The organism is Streptomyces sp. NPDC097640, from assembly GCF_040302705.1.
Taxonomy (GTDB): domain Bacteria; phylum Actinomycetota; class Actinomycetes; order Streptomycetales; family Streptomycetaceae; genus Streptomyces.
Genome location: NZ_JBEOSB010000012.1, coordinates 83,565 through 104,591, shown reverse-complemented (window position 1 = coordinate 104,591; position 21,027 = coordinate 83,565). Strand labels below are relative to the sequence as shown.

Sequence of the window (21,027 nt, the reverse complement as noted above, 5' to 3'; positions counted from 1 at the left end):
TACAAGTGGTCCGGAGCCCGGGCCGGGCGGCATCCGCCTATGGCAGGGTCTCCAGCAATGATCACCGGCGGCGGGGACCGGTGATGGGGGCGCGGGAGGTCATGGCATGGTGGCCACGGGGGAAGGTGGCCTGGCATCGGTCAACCATCTCGTCACGGCGTTGCGGGAGTTCCGGGTGCTGAGCGACCCGGACTCGCGTGCGCTGTGTCTGGAGCTGGTCGCCAGGGAGCTGGACACGGCGCCGCCGGTCCGCAGCCATCGGGTGACCGACTACTTTCTGGCGGAGCTCGCCAAGGAGTGCCTGGACAACGAGCGGTTCATGCGCGCGCTGCGCGAGTCGCTCGCCATCCTGGCACCGTCGGACGCTACCGCCATCCGCCAACTCGACTCGGTCATACACCAGATGACGGCCCGCCCGGTGCTGTCCGCGGCCGCCACCGAGCGGCTGCGCCCGCTGCTGGCGGGTCTACAGGTGGCCGATCTGGCGGGGCTGTGCCGCGGCGCGGCGGGGCCGCTGCCGGAGGTGCCTGCGGTCACCGACCCGTGGCAGGCCTTCGAGATCCTGAACCGGATGAACGCCAGGCCGGACGGACTGCCGCCGGGCCTGGCCCTGGTCGAGTACCTGGCCGCCTCGGCCTGGCCGCTGGAGCTGGCCGACCGCCTGCGGAGCTGGGCGGACGAGCAGGCGCGCGAACTGTCGCTGACCTCGCAGCTGAGGTCGCTGCGGCAGCAGGTGGGGCATGCCGCGCCCGCCGAGGCGATCGACGCGTATCTGGTGATCCAGTTGCTGCCGCAGGACGAGCCCGGCCGCTATGAGCTCTCCTCATGGCACCACTACGACCCGGCGGACTGGAATCCGGTCCGCGGCCCGGTCAGCAAGGTCACGGCCGCCACGGTCGAGCGCGCCGTGCAGGACCTGGTGCACGAGGCCGTGGTGGAGTGGGAGGACGCCCACTGCATCCACCTGGAGTTCGTGCTGAGCGCCGAGGACCTTCATCTGCCGGTGCACATGTGGCGCGACGAGCTGGACAGCGACTTCGCCACTCCCCTGTGCTCGACCTACTCGGTGGTCGTACGGAGCCTGGAGCGCAGCCAGACCCGGCACTGGTACCACCCCTGGAGGAAGCGGTGGAATACCTTCCGCTCGCAGCCGGAGCGGTCCCGGCAGTTGGTCGTCGACGGGCCGGATCCGGACAGTCCGCGCGCCGGTGACCCGAGTGCCCTGGTGGCCCGGCTCAACGCCGACGAACATGTGGCCGCCCTGGTGCTGAACGCGCCGCCGGGCGCGAGCCGGGAGGGAAACCTCCAGGCCGCGGCGGCGTGGCGGGCGGGCGTCCCGGTCGTCGTATGGGATCGGCGGCATCCCAGGAATCCGGATTTCGTTCATCAGTTGGGCGGGGACCTGGCACGGTTGCGCGAAGCCGTGAAAGAGTTGCGGATGGAGGCCCAAGGCATCGCGCCCGCGGAGCGCGAGGACCACCTTGGGCAACACGTCATGATCGTTTGGGACGACGCGAACCGTCCTGTGGGCGTGGCCGGGCGCTTGGCGGGGCCGGACGAAGGGGTGGGCGGTCGATGACCGACGCAGGGCCTACGAGGCGGCACAACGGACACGCCAACGGCGAACCGGGCCCCGCCTCCCATTTCGGCCCGCCGTCGTCCAGTATCCCCCGCCCCTGGTGGATCTATCAGGGCACCGGACGCCCGCTGCACGACGTCAGCCTGGAAGAGATCCTTCCGCCGCCGCCTCCCTGGCGCACCTTCAACGGCGTCTCCGCGGGCCCCGCCGACGGCGGCGAGGCCGGGGCCCTCCCACCGTCCGCCCAGGCGTTATCGCCGGAGGACGGCGAGGCGCCGACCGAGCCGCCCGCCCCGCCGGAGGACGAGCAGGACGCCGCGCGGCGGCTGGGCGCCGCTCCGCTGGGCATGCGGTCGGACCCGGAGGAGGCGGATGTCGTCAACGCGGCGCTGATCCTGCGCCGCCCCCTCCTGGTGACGGGCCGCCCGGGGACGGGCAAGTCCACGCTGGCGTACCGGATCAGCAGAGAGCTGGGGCTTGGCCGGGTGCTGCGCTGGCCGATCACCACCCGCACCACGCTGCGGTCGGGGCTGTACGACTACGACGCGGTCGGCCGGGTGCACGCCGCGGCGGCCGGGCAGGCCGCGGACGCCGAGTACGCCGAGCACCATGCCCCCGGGCCGGAGGACATCGGGGACTTCCTCCAACTCGGTCCGCTGGGCACGGCGATGCTGCCGCACCGGCTGCCCCGCGTCCTGCTCATCGACGAGTTCGACAAGAGCGATATCGATCTGCCCAACGACCTCCTCGACATCTTCGAGGCCGGCGAATACGCCATTCCGGAGCTGGTGCGCATCCGCAGCCGCCGCCCCGCCGTCCGCGTGCTCACCGACGACCCGGACCGCAGCGCCGTCATCGCCTCCGGGCGGGTGCGCTGCCGCGCCTTCCCGGTCGTCATCATCACCAGCAACGACGAGCGGGAGTTCCCGCCCGCGTTCCTGCGCCGCTGTCTACAGCTGCGGCTGCCCGACCCGGACGCCGACCGGCTCGCCGCGATCGTGGCCGCGCACCTGGGGCGGGCCGATGACCCGCGCGCCCTGGAGCTCGTCCAGATGTTCCTCGAACGCAGCCGTCTCGAAGGCGGGCTGGCCGCCGACCAGCTGCTCAACGCCGTGTATCTGGTGACGTCTCAGGCCCATGTTCCGGGTCCCGAGTGGGAGGAGCTGCTGCACGCGGTTTGGCACCGATTGGATGTCGCGGGCCCGCAATGACACAGGACCCGGGCGGCAGGTCCTCCCAGCGCGGTCGGCCGGATCTCGACTGGCAGCAGATCGCCGACGCGTTATGGCTCACGGTGTGCAGGGCGGAGACCGACCGCGAGGCCGGCCGCCCCGCCCCCGCCCCGCCTTCGGCCGCACCTCCCGCGCAGGAGCCGCCCCGCGCCCCGGACCCGCCACAGGGCTCACCCCCGGACGCCGAGGACGAGACTCCGGAGCCCGAGGGCGAACTGGTGCTGTCCGCACCCCGCCCGGTGGAGCTCGTCGGCGTGCCGGCGCCGTCCGGCGAGCCCCTGGGGCAGGCGGTCGCCGCCGATGTCGTCACGCCCGCACCCCGCCTGGCCGCCGTCTCCCCGCCGACCGCCGAGCGCGCCCTGTCCCGGGCGCTGCGGCCGCTGCGGCGCACCTCGCCCTCGCCGGTCGCGAACGAGGTCGACGAGGAGGCCACGGCCGAGCGCGCGGCGCGCGAGGGGCTGTGGCTGCCCAGCTGTGTCCCCGTCCGGGAGCGCTGGATGGACATGGTCCTGGTCGTGGACCGCAGCAGCTCCATGGTGGTGTGGCGCAGAACCGTCGACCAGCTGGTCACCGTCCTGGTACGCACCGGGGCGTTCCGTACGGTCAGCGTGCAGCGGATCAACTTCGACCACCCGCTCCCCGCGGATCCCGCGGGCGACCGGATCGGGCCGGACCGCGAGCGGGGCGGCGGGCGCTCACCGGTGGACGGGATTCCGCCCCGCGGCAAACGGGCCGTGCTGGTCCTCACCGACGGCATCGGCGCGGCATGGGCGGACGAGACCGGCAAGCGCGCTCTGGCCCGCTGGGCCCGGCAGGCCACCGTCGCCGTCCTGCATGTGCTGAACCAGGGCCACTGGAACCACACGGGGCTCACCCCCGAACGGGTACGGGTGCGCGTGCCCGAACCGGGCGCGCCCAACGGCACCTGGCAGCGCCCCGACGGCGCCCCCTGGCCCGGAGGCGAACCGCCGGTCCCGGTACTGGAGCTCGAGGCGCGGTGGCTGCACCGCTGGGCGCAGCTGGTGACCCGGCCCTCGGCGCGCGGCCGCGACACCCTCGCACTGCTGCCGGGAGTACCGGCCGAGCGCTGGGAGCGCGAGCCGGAACCCACCGCCCGGGAGCGGGTGTTCCGCTTCCGCGCCACCGCGTCGCCGAGCGCCTTCAAACTGGCCTCCCGGCTGGCGGCCGCGCCGCTGAACATCCCGGTGATGGAGTTCGTCCAGGGCATGCACGAGCCGCAGGGCACCCCCGGAGACCTCGCCGAGATCCTGCTGGGCGGGCTGCTGCGCAAGGTCGGCGCGACGGACCCGATGGACGAGACCGGGATCGGCTACGAGTTCCACCAGGGAGTGCGGGAACTCCTGCTGTCGGCCGGGATGCGGGACGAGTCGCTGTACATCCTGCGCAGCGTCCTGGACCGGCTCGGCCGCCGCTGGAAGCCCCTGCACGTCCTGCGGGACGCGCTCAACCACCCCTCGCAGACCCTGCCCGAGCTCCCGGACACCGAGCGGCTGCTGCCCTACATGCGCGTCCAGGAGCAGGTCTACAAGGCGCTCTCCGGGCCCTACCTGGAGGGCGCGCGCACCTTTCACGCGCGCGTGCTGGCGCATCAGGCGCTCGGCCGGTCGGGCGAACGCCGCGGCGATCCAGTTGAAGATCCACCGAATAGGGGAAGTTCGTTTCCCGAGGCGGCTGCCGTGACTGATTCGATGATGTCCCGAAATTCCCGTTCCAACCCGTCCTCCCCGAAGGACGAATCGTCACCCCCGTCGGCGCACGGCACGCCGGGCGCCGCGGGTGAGCATCCGAGAGGAAGTTTTGTGCCCGTGACCGCTGCCCGGTCCCTGCCCGCCGTGGAGGAGCGCCGTGCCGGGGATCCCCCGGCCATCTGGGGGAACGTCCCGCCCCGGAACAACAACTTCACCGGGCGCCAAGCGTTGCTCGACACCTTGCACGAGCGTCTGAGCAGCGAGGGAACGGCCGCCGTGCTCCCCGAGGCCCTGCACGGGCTCGGCGGCGTGGGCAAGTCGCAGATCGCCCTGGAGTACGTGCACCAGCACGCCTCCGACTACGACGCGGTGTGGTGGATCCCCGCGGAGCGCCCCGAGCAGATCCGGCAGGCGCTGGTGCAGCTGGCCGACCGGCTGGGGCTGCATGTCGGCCAGGAGTCCAACATCGCGGTGCCCAGCGTGCTGGAGGCGCTGCGCACCGGCCGCCCCTGCCGCGACTGGCTCCTGGTCTTCGACAACGCCGAGGAGCTGGAGACGGTACGGCCCTTCTTCCCCAGCGGCGGCCCCGGCCGGATCCTCGTGACCTCCCGCAACGCCCAGTGGTCCCGGGCCGCCCGCACGGTCGAGGTGGATGTCTTCGACCGGGAGGAGAGCATCGAGCTGCTGCTGCGCCGGGGCCCCGAGCTGCCGCACGACCAGGCCGACCGGGTGGCCGATGCGCTGGGCGATCTGCCACTGGCCATCGAGCAGGCCGCCGCGTGGCTCACCGAGACCGGGATGCCGGTCGACGAGTATCTGCATGTCTTCGAGGACGAACGGGCCGATGTCAGCACCCGGCGCGCCGAACTGCTGGCCCAGGGCGTCCCGGTCGACTACCCCGAGCCGGTCGCGGCGGCCTGGAACATGTCGCTGCGCCGGCTCGCCGAGCACCACCCCGGGGCGCTGCAACTGCTCCAGGTGTGCTCCTTCTTCGCTCCGGAGCCGATCTCGCGGCGGCTGTTCTCCGGGGTCCGGGGGGTCTCCCTCTCCCCCGAGCTCTCGGAGGTCCTACAGGACCCGATCAAGCTCGGTCATGCCATCCGTGAGATCAATCGCTACGCGCTGATCAAGATCAATCACCGGAACAACACCATCGAGATGCACCGGCTGGTGCAGGCGGTGCTGATCGGCCAGATGTCCCCACAGCAGCAGGCGGACATGCGGCACGGCGCCCATGTGCTGCTCGCCTACGGCGACCCCAACGACGTGACCCCCGTCAACTGGCCGCGCTATGCGGACCTCTTGTCGCATGTCCGCGCCTCCCGCGCGCTGGAGTGCGACGACAAATGGGTGCGCCAGATGGTGCGCAACCTGATCAGATTCCTCTTCGTCTGGGGCGACCATCAGGGCGCCCGCGAGTTCGGCAGCCAGGTGGTGGAGGCCTGGCGCCAGTCACTGGGCGAGGACAGCCTGGAGACGCTGGCGGCCTCCCGGACCCTCGGTCACACGCTGACCGCTCTCGGCCACTACGAGGAGGCCCGGGAGCTCAACGACCGGATCCTGGAGCTGCTGCGAGCCCACCCGCAGGCCGGCGAGAACAACGAGGACACCATCGCGACCATGGGCGCGGTCGCCAACAGCGCCCGGCTCCAGGGGGATTACACCAGGTCCGTCGAGTTGGAGAAGGACCGCTGGACCAGGGCCGTGCGGGTCTTCGGCGACGAGGACCCGTACACCCTGGGCGCCGCGAACGATTACGGGCTGGCGCTCCGCGCCATGGGCGACTTCAAACGCGCCCAGGAGATCCACCAGTCCGCGCGTGACACCGCGGCCATCGTCCTCGGCGAGGACTCGCTCACCACACTCCTGCTCTCCACCCACCTGTCCAGCGACATCCGCGGCAACGGCCAGTACCACGCGGCCCGCGCCATGCAGGAGGAGACCTTTGCGCGCGCCGTGCGCAGCGTGCCGCCGAACGCGCCGGTGTTCATCAACGCGATGCGCACCCTGGCCGTGGCCCGCCGCAAGGCCGGGGATCACGAAGGTGCGATCGAGCTGACCCGGCAGGCCCTGGACAGCTACCGGCTGCGCTATATCGAGCCCAACCTCGACATCACCACGGCGGAGATGAACCTCTCCATGGACCTGCGCCAGAACGCCGACCTGGCCGGCGCCCGCGAGCTCGGGATGAAGTCCCTGGAGGACCTGCGGGTCATCCTCGGCCCCCGGCACCCCTACACCTCGAGCGCGGCGACCAACCTGGCCGTCACCCTCCGACTGTTGGGCGAGACCGAGGAGGCGCTGGCGCTCAACAAGGAGACGCTGCCGGTGTTCGTGGACACGCTGGGGGCAGACCACCCCTCGGCCCTCGTCTGCGCCATCAACCTGGCCAGCGACCTGTACACGCTGGCGGACTACGAGGAGGCGCACGGCCTGGACACCGAGAGCCTGGCCGTCTGCCGGGAGCGGCTGGGCGAGGACCATCCGACCACGCTGGCGTGCGCGGTGAATCTGTCGGCGGACCTGCGCGCCCTGGGCGAGAGCCGGTCGGCGGAGGAGCTGCACAACGACGCCCTGGACCGGTTCCGCCGGGTACTGAGCGCCCAGCACCCGGCCACCATCGCGGCGGCCCGCGGCATCCGCGCGGACTGCGACCTCGAGGCGTACACCTACTGACGCGACGCCGCCCCGGCACTCAGCGGCGGCTCCCGATCCAGTGGGCGAGAGCCACCGGGTCGGGGCCGCCGAGAGACGGGTCGCGCAGCGCCCGGTGCACCGCGAGCACGACTTCCGGACAGCCCCGGAGCGCTTCCCTCGCCGGGCCCGTGGGCAGGGTCAGGGCGAGCCCCGACCACGCGGGGAGGTCGTCGGGGTGCGCAGCGAGACGGTCGCGGTAGCCGTCCAGCGCGGCCGCGGTGTCACCGGCGGCCCAGTGGAGGTCGGCGTCCAGCGGGGCGTCCATGCCGTCGAGGGGACGCTCCTCCGGTTTCTCCCGCAGCTGGTCGAAACCGGCCGGGTCGCGAAGGCGCAGCCGGATCAGGGCCGCGCGGGCCGCCACCGCCGTCCGGGACGCGCGCAGCGTGGTCGCGGGAAGGGCGTCCGGCGGGGGGCGGCCGACCCGCCAGACCTGGGCCCACTGCCCCGTCCGGCCAGGGTCGGGACGCAGGTGATGCAGGCGATGGAGCAGCCGGTGATCGAGGTTGAGGTCCTCGGCGGCGCGCAGCGGGCCGTCGGGGACGGGTTCATTGAGCCATGGGGTCAGTGTGTCCTCGAGCCCGCGCAGGAATCGGTCGCCCAGGCCGGTGAGCTCCGCGTGGGCGCGCAGCGTCCGCAGCCCGTGGAAGGTCTGCGAGCGCCGCAGCGCGAACTCGAACTCCGCGGCCGGTGTGGTCTCGTCCACTACGGCATGTCTGTGGGCCCGCCAGAACGCCGTGACACCCAGAAAGGCGTATGTGCCGTGGAGCAGGCCGCGCAGCGGGCGTGGATCGACACGCCAGGGCGCGTAGTGGATCTCCTCCATGCCACCGCGGATCAGGGGCACCAGGTCGAGCAGGGCGCTGAGTTTGACGTGCTGGGCCTCGTGGATCAGCGAAGCGGCGAGGGTGGCCGCATCGGCCGGAGGGTTCAGCAGGACGCAGCCGTAGGACTCAGGTGAGGAGGCGCTGAACGGTTCGGCCCGGGCGGGGTAGCGCACCGGGACGACGGAGATCAGGCAGTCGGCGACACCTGCTGGATCCACGTCGCTCTGTCCCGCGACGAGCGACCAGGCGCTGTCGAAGTGTTCCTGCCACCGCCGCGCCTCCGGCTGGCTCAACCGCCGCGGGGCGGTGGGGCGCAGAAAGTCCCGGTAGGGGTCGAGATCGTCCAGGTAGGGCGAGCAGGGGTGGACGGGGTGCCGGCCGTGCAGCCGTCTCAGGGGGCGCCAGCCTCCGGTCTCCCGGGTGAGGTCGGAGGGCAGCGGCACCGTGTGCGAGCCGGCGCGCACGGCTCGGCCGGCCACGCCGTCGGCGACGATCTCGGCGACGGCGGAGTCGCGGCCCTCCAGGTCGAGGAAACCGAGCGCGGGCAGCATCACCCCGCCGTCGCGGACCCCGACCGCGATCCGGAAGTCGATCCCCGCGAGGAGGGCCGCCGAGGCGGCCACGGTGTGCAGATAGGCGGTCTCCAGCCAGAGCGGGACCTCATCGGCCGTCTCTTCCGTGACGCCCCGCAGCCTGCGCAGACAGCGGCTGAGCCAGGTGCCGACCTGGGGGTGCAGCAGCAACTGCTCCACGTGGGACGGGCTGCTCCGCTCGGCTCGTATCAGCAGCTCCCATGCCACCCGTGGCGCGGGCAGTGGCCCCGGCACCTGCGGATGGGAGGAGGCAAGGTCGGTCAACGCGCGTAGCAGAAGCATGAGACGGCTGCGTTGGCCCGCCCGTAATTCGGCGATCGCCGTCGCTCCCCCGCTGCCGTGCGCCAACTCCTCGAAGCCCGCCGCGGACAGCCGGTGGTGGCTCATCGGGGGCGCGGCGGGCGGCCGGGAGCGCGGAGGGGCCGGGAGCGGGGAGGCAAGGCCGGCTGAATAGTCCGTCGGCATGGCCGCCCTTCTCGGCGGGACGAACGCCGCCTCGCCATACCGGGATTCCACTCAACATCCCTCTTGGTTATCGGCGGCGTTCGCGAGGGTGGGCGGGGACTGTACGAGTTCGAGCAACCGCCGGGTCGCGAGGGTGAACTCCTGACCGTCTCCCAGTTCTTCGAGCGTCGTTCCCGAGAGGTCCACCAGCTCCGTCTCGACCCCGGTCGCCGCTCGCTCCATGACATCGTTCCCCTCTAGACGCTCCGTGCCGGCTCAGGCGAGGCCTCTTCACATGGTGGCCCACCCGATAATGATTACGGAAGGGCGAAAGGGGCCAGTGGGTGTCGCGGCCATCAAGATTTTCGGACACCCAAGGGCGTCATGTGGCCGCGCTTCCCGGCCAATTCATTTCCGGCGCGTCCGGGTGGGGCGCGGGGCGGGGCGGCGGTCCGCGCCGCGCCGTGGTGCCCCGGTTCAGGGCTGGGAACCCGGCTCGACGGCGGTGACCTCGAATACGCCCCCGCAGACCCGGAAGGAGCGCGCGGATACCTTGATGGAGCGGTGGGAGTCCGGGGGGTAGGCCCGAATTTCGGCCGCGGTCCGCCAACAGGGCTTGTCGGACAGGCCTTTGTTCACCGTGTGCAGACTCGCGTAGGCGCTGTCGCCGGGTTTCAGGACGACCGTGGGCCGCCCCGGTCCGCGGCGGGTGGCGGGGTCGCCGATAGCGGCGCCGGGGGCGTCGAGCAGCGAAACGCCGGGATACCCGGTCAGCGTGCAACTGGCCGCGCCGGTATTGGTGAAGGCCAGGGGGACATAGACATTGCCCGCACCGATATCCGCCCGGCCGGTGGACAGTTTCAGCTGATCCTTGGAGCAGATGCGGCGGACGGCGGGCGGGGCGGCGGAGCCGGCCTCGGTGGTGACGGACGGCTCGGCGGCGCTCGGCGCCTTCGAGGCCGGATCGGCCTCGGGCGGGGCCGTGCTGGGCGCGGCGGTGCCGGGCCGGGCCGTGCCCGTGGCCGAGTGGGACTTACCGGCCGAGCCGGGCGGCGCGGGCGCCCCCGACGTCGCATCGGAGCCGCAGGCCGTGACCGCGGCCAGGGCGCCGACGACCAGCGCGGATATGGATAAGACCGGCGGCCGACGCCTCGCGGGCGCCCCGCCGTGTGGCTGTGTCATGGCCAACCTCCTGTGGGTCGGGCCTCCGGCGGCTCGTCGGCCGCCGCACCGAGTGCCCCGACAGCCCCCGTCCGTTCCCGTTCCCCTTCCCACTCCCCTTCCCCCGATGGGCGCCCTTATTCCGGTCGATATGCGACTCCGCCGCGCGGCCCCAGCATTAATCACATAATTACGGCAATTCGGCATTACGGATTCCGAGCCACAATCACCCCACCCGGAAAGCCGTGACCCGGATCACATTTCATCAGCGGCGTGATCGATTTCAGGACACAGGTCCGCCGAGACCTTGTCGTGACCAAAACGGTGTGTTTACTGTGCCGCACCCGGCGCATTCGTTGCGGCGGGTCCTCCTCCGCCGGAGCGCCGAGTCCTGCCGTGGCGGAGGGGTGACACGACGACCTGTCACGGCAGGAGCGGGGGAACCAGGTAGGCGCCGTGCCGCACGACATCGGGCGGTACGGCTAGGGGTGAAGTCGCGCCGCGGTGCCGGGGGGCACCGGGGACGGCGCGGCCGGGCAGCTCCCGCCCGAACCCGACAGCTCACCTCGCAGGCGTCAGGAGAGGATGAGCTCAATGGCTGCACGCGGACGTCACCGACGGCCCCGGCCCCGACGCGTCTCCCGCGCCTCGCTCGCGTTCACCGCGGGCGGCGCCGGGGTGGCGCTGCCCCTCATAGGCGTCGGCCAGGCGAACGCCGCCTCCGTCGACACCTGGGACAAGGTGGCGGAGTGCGAGTCCACCGACAACTGGAGCATCAACACCGGGAACGGCTACTACGGCGGCCTCCAGTTCTCCCAGTCCACCTGGGAGGCGTTCGGCGGGACGGCCTACGCGTCCCGGGCCGACCTGGCCTCCAAGGACCAGCAGATAGCCGTCGCCGAGAAGGTGCTCGACGCCCAGGGGCCCGGCGCCTGGCCGGTCTGCTCGGTCAAGGCGGGCCTGACCCGCGGCGGCCAGCCCGCTGACGTCTCTCCCGGAACCTCAGGCACCTCGGGCTCCTCCGGCTCCTCCCAGGCCGCTCCCAGGACGGCCCCCAAGGCCACACCGAAGGTCACGCCGAAGGACGCCCCACAGGCCGCTCCGAAGGCCACCACCACGGCCGTCGACCAGAGCGCGGCCGCCACCGGGCGCTCCGCCGCCTCGTACACCGTGGTCGGCGGCGACACGCTGTCCCGGATAGCCGATGCCCGGGACGTGGACGGCGGCTGGCAGCGGCTCTACGAGGCCAACCGCCGCGTCATCGGCGGCGACCCCGACCTGATCTACCCCGGCCAGAAGCTCACCCTCGACGGCAGCGCGTCCCCGGCCGCGAAGACGCCCGAGAGCCGGCCCCGGGCCGAACAGCCAAATCAAGCCAAGCAGCGCGCCGAGCAGGCGGACCGGGCCAAGCAGCAGCGGGCCGAGCAGGCGGCCAAGCAGCGGATCGAGCAGGCGCAGAAGGCGCGCGAGCGCGCCGCGAAGTCCGGCTCGTCGGCGCGCTCCTCCTCGTCCTTCACCACCCCGGTCGCCAGCCACGGCATCGGCACCGCCTACGGCGTCTCCGGCAGCAACTGGTCCAGCGGCCACCACACCGGGGTCGACTTCCCCGTCGCCACCGGCACCCAGGTGCGGGCCGTGGGCTCGGCCGAGGTGGTCGCCGCGGGCTGGGGCGGGGCGTACGGCTACCAGGTGGTGCTCCGCCACCCCGACGGCATGTACAGCCAGTACGCGCACATGTCGGCGCTGTCCGTCCACGTCGGCCAGTCCGTGTCCGGTGGCCAGCAGCTCGGCCGTTCCGGGGCGACCGGCAACGTGACCGGGCCGCATGTGCACTTCGAGATCCGTACCGGGCCCGACTACGGCTCCGACGTCAACCCGCTCGCCTACCTCCGCTCCAAGGGCGTCCAGATCTGAGAAATCTGTTCTGAAAGGTGTCGTGAAGGGTGCTCTGCCGCGGCCCGGCGCCGCGGCAGACCCGCCCTACATCACCAGATGTGCCTTCGCGTGCGTGACCTCCTCGATGTCACCGCCCGCCTTCGAGATCAGCCGGTGAGCGAGGTTGTTCAGCGCCCGCGCCGCCGCGATCTCCTCGCCGACCCGCGGCTGTGCCGGGTCGTCGGGATTCCGGTTCGCGCGGCCCTGAGCCAGGATCTCGGTCCCGTCGTGCATCCTCAGCCGGACGACCGCCTCGGTGAGAGGTCCGAGCTCACGGAACTCCATTTCGATGTCGCATCCCACGATCGTCTCCATCGCGGTCATCACCTCCTGCTTCATTTACCAGGATGCGCCCCACCCGGCAGGTCGGTCGACCGGGAGAGCAGGTCGACGACCTCGGCGTCACTGGTCTGCGAGAAGTCCTGGTACCACTCGCCGACCGCCGAGAACTCCGGTGGGGTCGACAGACACATCACGTCATCCGCGTCCTGACGCAGCGCCTCGGCCGCGTCGGGCGGCGCGACCGGGACGGCCAGCACCACCCGGGCCGCGCCCTGCGCGCGGGCGACCCGGCAGGCGGCCCGGGCGGTGGCGCCGGTGGCGATCCCGTCGTCCACGACGATCACCGTCCGGCCGCCGACCGCGACCCGCGCCCGGTCGCGCCGGAACCGCCGCGCCTGGCGCGCCAGCTCCTCCTCCTCGTCCCGCTCCACCTCCGCGAGCTCCTCCTTGCCCGCCCGGCTCATCCGCACGATCGCGTCGTGCACCACGCGCACTCCGCCCTCGCCGATGGCGCCGAAGCCCAGCTCGCGGTGGAAGGGGACGCCGAGCTTGCGGACGATGATCACGTCCAGGGGCGCCTTCAGCTCCCGCGCGACCTCGAAGGCCACCGGCACCCCGCCGCGCGGCAGGCCGAGCACCACGGGGTCCTCGGCGCTCAGCGGGCGCAGCCTGGCGGCCAGGCGCCGCCCGGCGTCCGCGCGGTCGACGAAGATCATGACTCACCCCCAGCGCAGGGAGACCCGGGGCCGGGAAACCCGCCCCGTCCTTACGACTCCATCCGAAGATTCCCCCGTCCGCAAACCGGCGGGGACCCGGTCGGCCGCGCCGACGCGCGGAAGCGGGCCGGGGCGGCCCACCCTGGATCCATGGAGAACGCCACGGATCCGAGCGAGTCCGGCCATCTCGTCTTCGTGGACGCGTACGACGCGGACACCAGATACCGGCGGGTGTGGCTGCGCGGCCCGGGCTGGGAGCCGCTGGAGCGGGAGGAGTTCGAGCCGCGGGTGCGGCGGCTGTTCCCGGACATCGACCTGGACGACCCGCGGCAGGTCCACTGGGTCGACCGGCCGGGCCAGTGGCCACCGTGGCACCCGGGCGAAGCATGACCGTCCTCGTCGGCACCTCGGGGTGGCAGTACAAGGACTGGCGCGACGTGCTGTATCCGTCCGGCTGCCCTCAGCGGCTGTGGCTGGAGGAGTACGCGCGGGGCTTCGCCACCGTCGAGTCCAACAACGCCTTCTACCGGCTGCCCACCCGCGAGCAGTTCGCCGCCTGGCGGGACCGTACCCCCGACGGGTTTGTGATGGCTCTGAAGGCCAGCCGCTATCTGACCCACATCAAGCGGCTCCGGGACCCCGAGGAGCCGGTCGCCCGGCTGATGGCGCATGCCGAGGGCCTCGGGGACCGGCTGGGCCCCGTCCTGCTCCAGCTGCCGCCCACCCTGCGCGCGGACAGCGGGCTGCTGGACGCGGCGCTCGGCTGCTTCCCCTCCGGGACGCGGGTGGCCGTCGAGCCCCGCCATGACTCGTGGTGGTCCGACGGGGTACGGAAGGTGCTGGAGCGCCGCGGCGCCGCGCTGTGCTGGGCGGACGCCGCCGCCCAGCCGGTGACCCCGCTGTGGCGTACGGCCGGGTGGGGCTATCTGCGCTTCCACCACGGCCTGGCCAGGCCCGCGCCGCGCTACAGCCACCAGTCACTGACCGCCTGGGCACGCCGGGTGGCCGACGCCTGGCCGGAGCGCGGCGATGTCTACGCGTACTTCAACAACGACCCGGGCGGGGCGGCCGTCCACGACGCCGTGGTCTTCGCCCGGGCCGTGGAGCGGCGCGGCCGCGAGGTCAGCCGCACGCCTGCCCTGTGACCCGTGGATGGTCACTCCTTGACCGCGCCGCCGAGCATGCCCTCGATGAACCGGCGCTGGAGGGCCACATAGACGACCACCACCGGCAGCGCGATCAGCACCGAGGCCGCCGCGAGCAGCGCCGCGTCGGAGCTGTGCTGCCCCTGGAAGAAGGCCAGGCCGAGCGGGACCGTGCGATGGGCGTCGTCGCTGACCATGACCAGCGCCATCAGGAACTCGTTCCAGGTCCACATGAAGGTGATGACGACCATGGTGGAGATGGCCGGGCGGCCCATGGGGACCAGGACCCGCCACAGCGTGGTCCAGGTGTTCGCGCCGTCGATCCGGGCCGCCTCGATCACCGACCGGGCGCTGCCCCGGAAGTACGTCCGCATCCAGAACACGCCGAAGGCGAGGGACTGCGCGGTCTGCGGCAGGATCAGCGCCCAGTAGGTGTCGGTGAGCTCGGCGTACCGCAGGTCGAAGTAGAGCGGCACGACCAGCGCCTCCTGGGGCAGCGTCAGGCCGATGACGAAGAGGTAGAACAGCACCGTGGAGCCGGGGAAGCGCATCACCCCGAAGGCGTACGCGGCGAGCACCGCCAGCACGGTGGTGGCGACCACCACGACCGCCGTGACCAGGACCGAGTTGCCGAGGTAGGTGCCGAAGTGGCCGCGGTTCCAGGCGTCGGCGAAGTTGCTCCAGTGGAGCCCGCCCCGGGGCAGTGAGAAGCCGGTGTCCAGGGAGTCCTGTGAGCTGAAGGCGGTGGAGAGGATGCCGATGACCGGGGTGAGCGCGATGACGGAGAAGAGGGCGAGGATGCCGTAGGTGACACTGCGTTCGAGGCGCGTGGTCATGACCGCCGCCCTTCCACGAGCCGGGAGACCGTGACGGTCAGGACGAAGATCAGGACCGTGAGGGCCACTCCGACGGCGGCCGCCGAGCCGACCTGGTTGGTCTCGAACGCCCGGTGGTAGACCTCGTAGGCGGGCACGGAGGTGGAGTTTCCGGGGCCGCCGCTGGTCGTGATGTAGATGAGGTCGAAGTTGCGCAGCCCGGCCACGATGGTCAGGGTCAGCGCGACCGCGATCTGCGGCCGCAGACCGGGCAGGGTGACGGAGAAGAACTCCCGCACCGGCCCGGCGCCGTCCATCCGGGCCGCCTCGTACAGCTCGCGCGGGATGCGCTGGGCGCCCGCCAGGAAGAGCACCATGCACAGCCCGGTGCCGACCCAGGTGCCCACCACGCCCACGGCGGGCAGGGCCCAGTCGTAGTCGCCGAGCCAGGGGCGGGCGAGCGAGCCGAGGCCGACCGCGCGGAGCGTGTCGTTCAGCAGCCCGTCCGGGGCGAGGATCGAGCGCCAGGCGACGCCGACCACGATCAGCGCGAGGACCTGGGGCAGGAAGAGGACGGTGCGGAAGAAGGTCATGCCGCGGACCCGGGCCCGGGACATCGCGGCGGCCAGCAGCAGCCCGATGGCCACCGGCAGGGCCGCGTAGAAGACGAGCAGCAGCAGGGCGTGTGCGAAGGGGGCGCGCAGCTCGGGGTCGGTGAACAGGTCGCGGTAGTTGTCGAATCCGGCGGGGGTGGCGACGGTCAGGCCGTCCCAGTGGACGAACGACAGCCACACCGACTGCCCGAAGGGGTAGAGCAGAAACGCGGCGTACAGGACGAGGGCGGGCAGGATGTAGAGGTAGCCGATGGCGCGGGGCTCGCCCGGGGCCCGCCGCCGGTACGTGGCGGCGCTGAGCGGGTGAAGAGGTTTTTTCATTTCGGCTCCGCCGGGGCGGGGGTGGCCGCGTGGCGCTCGCGCTGTTTCTTCATGAAGGCGCCGTAGTCCGTCTGAAGGGTGGCGGCGAAGTCCCCGGGCGAGGTCTTGCCGCTGATCACGCCCTGGAGCCCGGCGGTGATGGTGTCGAAGAAGGTGGGGGTCGAGTAGTCGAGGTACGGGACCAGACCGTCGGCCGCGCTGAGCCGCTTCCACCCGGCGATCATCTGGCCGTCCACGGTGTCCGGAGCCACCCGCTCGGCGGCCGTTCCGGGCACCGCGGGCAGCACGCCGTGCTCGGTCATCACATCGGCCGCGTGCCTGTTGGTGATGAAGTCGAGGTAGGCGGCGGCGACTTCGGGGTGCTTGGAGCGGGAGGTGATCGACCAGGCGAGCCCCTGGCCGCCGGTGGTGACGGGGGCGCCGCCGGCCGAGGCCGGGGGCGGGACCATCATGCCGAGCTTGTCGCCCATGCCCTTCTTCAGGTCGGCCAGCAGCCAGGTGCCGGTCACCAGATAGCCGCCGTCGCCGGCGGAGAACTTCTTGGCGGCGTCGTCGTAGCCGAGCCCGTTGGCGCCCTTGGGGAGGTAGCCGCGCTTGGTCCAGTCGGCGAGGGTGGCCGCCGCGTCCTTGGTGGCGGCGGTGTCGAAGCCCGTGCCGCGGCCGAGGACGGTGTCGCGGACCTCGGTGGCGGCGAGCTGGCCCTGGAGCACGCCGAAGGTGTGGATGGCCGGGTACTTGTCGAGGTTGCCGAACTGGATGGGCAGCTTGCCGCGGTCCTTGAGGCGCGCCAGACTCGCGGTGAACTCGCCCCAGGTCTTCGGCGGCTCGACACCGGCCTTCGCCAGCACGTCCTTGTTGTAGTAGATGCCTATGTACTCGCCGGTCTGGGATATGCCGTAGAGCCGGCCGGTGCCGAAGTCGGTGCCGTCGGCCGAGACCCGGTTGAGGTTGAGCAGGGTGTTCGGGTAGCGGGTGTTCCAGGCGTAGATCCCGGCGTAGTTGTCGAGCGGGGCGAGCAGCCCGGCCCGGACGAAGGACACCATGTCCGGGTAGCCCTGGTTGGCCTGGATCACATCGGGCGGGTTGTTGCCGGAGACGGCGAGCTTCAGCGTGGTCTTCAGGTCGTTGAAGCTGCGCGCCACCCGCTTGATCTTCACATTGGGGTACTTGCGCTCGAACTCCTTGTTGAGCTGCTCCAGTTCCCCGTTGGTGCCGCCCCGGATCTCCTGGTCCCAGACCGTCAGCGTGACCTTCCCGGCCTTGGCCGGGTCCGGCACGGCGACGGCGGGGCCGTTGCCCGGGCCGTAGGCCTGGGAGCCGTCGGTGCCCGGCACACAGGCCGAGGCCAGCAGCGCCACCCCGGCGGTGAGCAGGGCCGTCACGGCCCTGCGGCGTACGCGGCGCGCGCCGGTACGGGGGAATCCCATGGACATCTCCTTGAGGCGTATCGGATGTATCGGGGGACCCGCGGGCATCGTCACTCGCCCCGGAAGCCGATGGTGGGCTGGGCCCGCAGGCGGGGCCACTCGCGCACCCCGGCGGGAATGAGCTCGTTCAGGAACCCGTAGCGGTGGGCCAGTTCGCCACAGGCCGCGCCGTCGCCGGCGGTCTGGGCCGTCAGCGCCCACCACGCGGCCACCTCCGCCCAGCCGGGGGCGGCCAGCGAGCCCCCGAAGTGCTGGACCGAGAGGGCGGCGGTGAGGTTGGCGAAGGCGAGCCGGTCGGCGAGCGGCCAGCCCGCGAGGGTGCCGGTCATGAAGCCCGCGACGAAGACATCGCCGGCTCCGGTCGGGTCGAGCGCGGCCACGTGCAGCCCCGGCACCTCGGCGCTCTCCCCGGTGAGCGAGTCGATGGCCACGGCCCCCTGGGCGCCCTTGGTGACCACCGCGATGGGCACCAGGTCGGCCAGCGCGCGCACGGCCTGCTCGGGGGTGTCGGTGCGGGTGTAGCGCTGTGCCTCGGCCGCGTTGGGCAGAAAGGCGTGGGCGTACGCGAGGTCGGGCAGCGCGGCCAGGTCCCAGCGTCCGGAGTCGTCCCAGCCCACGTCGGCGAAGATCCGGCTGCCCTGGGCGTGCGCCTGGCGCACCCACTCCTCCTGCCGCCCCGGCTCGAAGGCCGTGACACAGGCGCGGGAGGGCGTCGGTGCGCTGGGGGTGGCGGGCGGCGGGGGCGGGTGCTCATGGGTGACCATGGTGCGCTCGCCGTCGTACGCCATGGAGACGGTGACCGGCGAGTGCCAGCCCGGCAGGCGCCGGGAGGGGGTGAGGTCGACGCCCTCGCCGGTGGCCAGCGCCTCCCAGCAGTAGTCGCCGTACACATCGGTGCCGAAGGCCGCGGCGAGGGTGGTGTGCAGGCCGAGGCGGGCGAGGGCGGTGGCCATGTTGGCGATGCCGCCGGGGCTGGAGCCCATGCCGCGCGCCCAGGACTCGGTGCCGCGCACCGGGGCGTGGTCGAGGCCGGTGAAGATGATGTCGAGGAACACGGTGCCTGTGAGATAGACGTCGTGCTCGGGGTCTCCGGGGGCGCGCAGGGCGGCCAGCGGGTCTATGGAGTCTGCGGTTCCGGCAGTGCTCACCGGCGCGCCCTTCCTGTTCAGTGCTCTGTCTCGTGCTGCTCGGCGTGCATTTCATATGGCAGCTACGTGAGCGACACCTTGCATTGCCCGAGCGACGAATGCAAGAGGTCAGTCACACTCGCGCAAACCCGCTCACGTGGAGTACGTTTGCCGACATGTTGCGAGAGACCCGGCACGAGAAGCTGCTGAGCATCCTCGGCGAGGAGGGCGTGCTGCCCATCGGGGAGATCGCCAAGCGGCTCGGGGTCAGCGAGGCCACCGCCCGCCGCGACCTCACCGAGCTGGGCCGGGCCGGCCGGCTCACCCGGGTCTACGGCGGCGCGGTGGCCACCTCCCAGCCGGACGAGGAGCGGCCCTTCAGCGAGGTGGCGGTCGACGACCTGGCCGACAAGGCGGCCGTCGCCCGCGGGGCCGCCCGGCTGATCGCCGACGGGGACGTGGTGCTGCTGGACATCGGCACCACCACACTCCAGCTCGCCAAGCTGCTGCGCGGCCGCCCGGTCACCATCGTCACCAGCAACCTCGCCGTCTACGACGAGCTGCGCGACGACCCGGAGGTCACCCTGATCCTGCTGGGCGGACAGGTGCGCAGCAACTACCGGTCCGTGGTCGGCTTCCTCACCGAGTCCAACATCCGCCAACTGCACGTCGGCCGCCTCTTCCTCGGCGCCAGCGGTGTGCTGCCGGACGGAAGCGTGCTGGACAGCACGCATGTGGAGGTGCCCGTCAAGCGGGCCATGCTCGCCTCGTCCCGCGAGGTGGTCCTGCTGGCCACCGCCGGGAAGTTCCCCGGCGACACCGGGCTGGCCCGGATCTGCGGGCCGCAGCAGATCGACACCCTGATCACCAACAAGACATCAGACCCGGCGACCCTCGACGTGTTCCGCGAGGCCGGTGTGGAGGTAGTGACCGTATGAGGCTGACTGTGCTGGGCGGCGGCGGGTTCCGGATGCCGCTGGTGTACCGGGCCCTGCTGGACAACAACGCCGACAGCGGGGACGAGGCCGGGCGCTGCACCGAGCTGGTCCTGTACGACACCGACCGCGGCCGGCTCGACGCGATCGGCTCGGTCCTGGCCGAGCAGGCCGCCGGCCACCCCGCCGCCCCCGCCGTACGGGCCACCACCGACCTCGACGACGCGCTGCGCGGGGCCGACTTCGTCTTCTCCGCCATCCGCGTCGGCGGCCTGGCGGGCCGGGCGCGCGACGAGCGCGTCCCGCTGGCCGAGGGCGTCCTCGGGCAGGAGACCGTCGGCGCCGGCGGGGTGCTCTACGGGCTGCGCACCCTGCCGGTGGCGCTGGAGATCGCCGAGCGGATCGCCGCCGTGGCCCCCGACGCCTGGGTCATCAACTTCACCAACCCGGCCGGCATGGTCACCGAGGCCATGCAGCGGGTGCTCGGCGACCGGGTGATCGGCATCTGCGACTCCCCGGTCGGGCTGTGCCGCCGCGCCGCGCGGGCGCTGGGCGCCGACCCCGGCCGGGCCAGTTACGACTATGTGGGCCTCAACCACCTCGGCTGGCTGCGCGGGGTGAACGTGGACGGGCGGGACCGGCTGCCCGAACTGCTCGCGGACACCGCGGCCCTGGAGTCCTTCGAGGAGGGCAAGCTCTTCGGTGCGGGGTGGCTGCAAGCCCTGGGCGCCCTGCCCAACGAGTATCTGCACTACTACTACTTCAACCGGGAGGCGGTGACCTCCATCCGCCAGGCCCCGGCCACCCGCGGCGAGTTCCTCCGCGACCAGCAGGCGGGCTTCTACGCCGAGGCCGCGGCGGCGGGAACGGCCAAGGGGGCCGCCGGGGCCGGGGCGCTGGAGCTGTGGGAGCGCACCCGGATGGAGCGCGAGGCCACGTACATGGCGGAGAGCCGGGAGGCCAGCGGCGGCTGGGAGCGCGACTCGTGCGACCTGGACGGCGGCGGCTACGACCGGATCGCGCTGGCCATCATGCGGGCCATCGCCCGCAACGAGCGCGCCACGCTGATCCTCAACGTGCGCAACCGCACCGCGGTCCCCGGCCTGGACGCGGACGCCGTGGTGGAGGTCCCCTGCCTGGTCGACGCGGGCGGGGCGCGGCCACTGGCCGCCGGCGCCGTGGCGCCGGACCAGCTCGGGCTGATGCTCTCGCTCAAGGCCGTGGAACGTGCCACGATCGCCTCGGCGACCACCCGCGGCCCCGCCGCCCGCGCCGCGGCCCTCCGCGCCCTCGCCCTGCACCCGCTCGTCGACTCCGTCAACGTGGCGGACCGCATCCTCACCGCCTCCGGAGCACTCCAGACTCCCTAGCACATGCCCGAACGGGCTTTCCCTAGTCTCTGAACGCGCCCGGCCGGGCGCCGATCGTGCCCATTTCACAGAAACGGGCGGCGAACGGGCCCGGCGGGCGC

The 21,027-nt window shown here is 72.3% G+C and carries 16 protein-coding genes, 1 pseudogene and 1 riboswitch; of the genes and pseudogenes, 8 read left to right on the top strand and 9 right to left on the bottom strand.

Going from position 1 to position 21,027, the window contains the following annotated elements; genetic code table 11:
- Positions 1-106: 106 nt before the first annotated feature.
- The 3 genes from ABTY62_RS20485 to fxsT are packed head-to-tail and all read left to right on the top strand — an operon-like array spanning position 107 to position 7,196.
- Complete coding sequence (locus ABTY62_RS20485; protein ID WP_352130845.1) at positions 107-1,579, top strand: VMAP-C domain-containing protein; 1,473 nt, start codon at positions 107-109, stop codon at positions 1,577-1,579.
- Positions 1,576-2,790, top strand: a complete 1,215-nt coding sequence (locus ABTY62_RS20480; RefSeq protein ID WP_352130844.1) for an AAA family ATPase — start codon at positions 1,576-1,578, stop codon at positions 2,788-2,790. The genes ABTY62_RS20485 and ABTY62_RS20480 overlap by 4 nt, the downstream gene beginning before the upstream one ends.
- A complete protein-coding gene (gene fxsT, locus ABTY62_RS20475) occupies positions 2,787-7,196 on the top strand; it encodes an FxSxx-COOH system tetratricopeptide repeat protein (RefSeq protein WP_352130843.1) in 4,410 nt (1,469 codons plus the stop codon). Before ABTY62_RS20480 ends, fxsT begins: the two co-directional genes overlap by 4 nt.
- 19 nt (positions 7,197-7,215) lie before the next feature.
- Here the strand turns inward: fxsT and ABTY62_RS20470 are convergent, their stop codons facing one another.
- From ABTY62_RS20470 to ABTY62_RS20460, 3 genes are all read right to left on the bottom strand, one after another.
- Positions 7,216-9,099 carry an aKG-HExxH-type peptide beta-hydroxylase gene (locus tag ABTY62_RS20470; RefSeq protein WP_352130842.1) on the bottom strand — a complete coding sequence of 628 codons (1,884 nt, stop codon included), beginning with the start codon at positions 9,097-9,099 and terminating at the stop codon, positions 7,216-7,218.
- Between the two features lie 51 nt (positions 9,100-9,150).
- The gene (locus ABTY62_RS20465) at positions 9,151-9,321 is read right to left on the bottom strand and encodes a hypothetical protein (protein WP_352130841.1); all 171 of its coding nucleotides are present in this window, start codon (positions 9,319-9,321) and stop codon (positions 9,151-9,153) included.
- A gap of 234 nt (positions 9,322-9,555) precedes the next feature.
- Positions 9,556-10,260 (bottom strand): DUF4232 domain-containing protein, encoded by a 705-nt coding sequence (locus ABTY62_RS20460; RefSeq protein WP_352130840.1) that lies wholly within the window; start codon positions 10,258-10,260, stop codon positions 9,556-9,558.
- 385 nt (positions 10,261-10,645) lie between these two features.
- Positions 10,646-10,828: riboswitch (cyclic di-AMP (ydaO/yuaA leader) on the top strand.
- 5 nt (positions 10,829-10,833) lie between these two features.
- On the opposite strand from ABTY62_RS20460, the gene ABTY62_RS20455 reads away from it, so the two are divergent.
- On the top strand, positions 10,834-12,153 hold the full coding sequence (locus ABTY62_RS20455) for a transglycosylase family protein (protein WP_352130839.1): 1,320 nt from the start codon (positions 10,834-10,836) through the stop codon (positions 12,151-12,153).
- Positions 12,154-12,219: 66 nt separating this feature from the next.
- Here ABTY62_RS20455 and ABTY62_RS20450 read toward each other — a convergent pair whose 3' ends face one another.
- Complete coding sequence (locus ABTY62_RS20450; RefSeq protein ID WP_014174730.1) at positions 12,220-12,513, bottom strand: dsRBD fold-containing protein; 294 nt, start codon at positions 12,511-12,513, stop codon at positions 12,220-12,222.
- A gap of 29 nt (positions 12,514-12,542) precedes the next feature.
- Positions 12,543-13,172, bottom strand: a pseudogene (locus tag ABTY62_RS20445) (phosphoribosyltransferase); the annotation flags it as partial.
- A gap of 150 nt (positions 13,173-13,322) precedes the next feature.
- Here ABTY62_RS20445 and ABTY62_RS20440 point away from each other — a divergent pair.
- Both ABTY62_RS20440 and ABTY62_RS20435 read left to right on the top strand, forming a co-directional pair.
- Positions 13,323-13,562 carry a hypothetical protein gene (locus tag ABTY62_RS20440; protein WP_352130838.1) on the top strand — a complete coding sequence of 80 codons (240 nt, stop codon included), beginning with the start codon at positions 13,323-13,325 and terminating at the stop codon, positions 13,560-13,562.
- Positions 13,559-14,317, top strand: a complete 759-nt coding sequence (locus tag ABTY62_RS20435) for a DUF72 domain-containing protein (RefSeq protein ID WP_352130837.1) — start codon at positions 13,559-13,561, stop codon at positions 14,315-14,317. The genes ABTY62_RS20440 and ABTY62_RS20435 overlap by 4 nt, the downstream gene beginning before the upstream one ends.
- Positions 14,318-14,328: 11 nt before the next feature.
- On the opposite strand, the gene ABTY62_RS20430 is transcribed toward ABTY62_RS20435, so the two are convergent.
- Genes ABTY62_RS20430 through ABTY62_RS20415 form a run of 4 tightly spaced genes read right to left on the bottom strand, consistent with a single transcriptional unit; the run spans position 14,329 to position 18,642 of the window.
- A complete protein-coding gene (locus ABTY62_RS20430) occupies positions 14,329-15,153 on the bottom strand; it encodes a carbohydrate ABC transporter permease (protein ID WP_352130836.1) in 825 nt (274 codons plus the stop codon).
- The gene (locus tag ABTY62_RS20425; RefSeq protein WP_352130835.1) at positions 15,150-16,067 is read right to left on the bottom strand and encodes a carbohydrate ABC transporter permease; all 918 of its coding nucleotides are present in this window, start codon (positions 16,065-16,067) and stop codon (positions 15,150-15,152) included. Before ABTY62_RS20425 ends, ABTY62_RS20430 begins: the two co-directional genes overlap by 4 nt.
- Positions 16,064-17,494 (bottom strand): extracellular solute-binding protein, encoded by a 1,431-nt coding sequence (locus tag ABTY62_RS20420; RefSeq protein ID WP_352130834.1) that lies wholly within the window; start codon positions 17,492-17,494, stop codon positions 16,064-16,066. The genes ABTY62_RS20425 and ABTY62_RS20420 overlap by 4 nt, the downstream gene beginning before the upstream one ends.
- A 50-nt stretch (positions 17,495-17,544) precedes the next feature.
- Positions 17,545-18,642, bottom strand: coding sequence for a carbohydrate kinase family protein (locus ABTY62_RS20415; RefSeq protein ID WP_352130833.1), 1,098 nt, complete (start codon positions 18,640-18,642; stop codon positions 17,545-17,547).
- A gap of 155 nt (positions 18,643-18,797) precedes the next feature.
- Between ABTY62_RS20415 and ABTY62_RS20410 the strand changes: the two genes are divergently transcribed.
- Positions 18,798-19,559 carry a DeoR/GlpR family DNA-binding transcription regulator gene (locus ABTY62_RS20410; protein WP_352130832.1) on the top strand — a complete coding sequence of 254 codons (762 nt, stop codon included), beginning with the start codon at positions 18,798-18,800 and terminating at the stop codon, positions 19,557-19,559.
- On the top strand, positions 19,556-20,926 hold the full coding sequence (locus tag ABTY62_RS20405; RefSeq protein WP_352130831.1) for a 6-phospho-beta-glucosidase: 1,371 nt from the start codon (positions 19,556-19,558) through the stop codon (positions 20,924-20,926). The genes ABTY62_RS20410 and ABTY62_RS20405 overlap by 4 nt, the downstream gene beginning before the upstream one ends.
- The last annotated feature ends 101 nt before the right edge of the window (positions 20,927-21,027 follow it).

What these genes read in the sequence shown, in the direction of transcription:
- fxsT (WP_352130843.1), top strand. Translation starts at nt 2,787, where the DNA reads ATGACACAGGACCCGGGCGGCAGGTCCTCCCAGCGCGGTCGGCCGGAT.
- ABTY62_RS20440 (WP_352130838.1), top strand. Translation starts at nt 13,323, where the DNA reads ATGGAGAACGCCACGGATCCGAGCGAGTCCGGCCATCTCGTCTTCGTG.
- ABTY62_RS20460 (WP_352130840.1), bottom strand. Translation starts at nt 10,260, where the DNA reads ATGACACAGCCACACGGCGGGGCGCCCGCGAGGCGTCGGCCGCCGGTC.
- ABTY62_RS20435 (WP_352130837.1), top strand. Translation starts at nt 13,559, where the DNA reads ATGACCGTCCTCGTCGGCACCTCGGGGTGGCAGTACAAGGACTGGCGC.
- ABTY62_RS20420 (WP_352130834.1), bottom strand. Translation starts at nt 17,494, where the DNA reads ATGGGATTCCCCCGTACCGGCGCGCGCCGCGTACGCCGCAGGGCCGTG.
- ABTY62_RS20485 (WP_352130845.1), top strand. Translation starts at nt 107, where the DNA reads ATGGTGGCCACGGGGGAAGGTGGCCTGGCATCGGTCAACCATCTCGTC.
- ABTY62_RS20465 (WP_352130841.1), bottom strand. Translation starts at nt 9,321, where the DNA reads ATGGAGCGAGCGGCGACCGGGGTCGAGACGGAGCTGGTGGACCTCTCG.
- ABTY62_RS20405 (WP_352130831.1), top strand. Translation starts at nt 19,556, where the DNA reads ATGAGGCTGACTGTGCTGGGCGGCGGCGGGTTCCGGATGCCGCTGGTG.
- ABTY62_RS20480 (WP_352130844.1), top strand. Translation starts at nt 1,576, where the DNA reads ATGACCGACGCAGGGCCTACGAGGCGGCACAACGGACACGCCAACGGC.
- ABTY62_RS20425 (WP_352130835.1), bottom strand. Translation starts at nt 16,067, where the DNA reads ATGAAAAAACCTCTTCACCCGCTCAGCGCCGCCACGTACCGGCGGCGG.
- ABTY62_RS20455 (WP_352130839.1), top strand. Translation starts at nt 10,834, where the DNA reads ATGGCTGCACGCGGACGTCACCGACGGCCCCGGCCCCGACGCGTCTCC.
- ABTY62_RS20450 (WP_014174730.1), bottom strand. Translation starts at nt 12,513, where the DNA reads ATGAAGCAGGAGGTGATGACCGCGATGGAGACGATCGTGGGATGCGAC.
- ABTY62_RS20430 (WP_352130836.1), bottom strand. Translation starts at nt 15,153, where the DNA reads ATGACCACGCGCCTCGAACGCAGTGTCACCTACGGCATCCTCGCCCTC.
- ABTY62_RS20470 (WP_352130842.1), bottom strand. Translation starts at nt 9,099, where the DNA reads ATGCCGACGGACTATTCAGCCGGCCTTGCCTCCCCGCTCCCGGCCCCT.
- ABTY62_RS20410 (WP_352130832.1), top strand. Translation starts at nt 18,798, where the DNA reads ATGTTGCGAGAGACCCGGCACGAGAAGCTGCTGAGCATCCTCGGCGAG.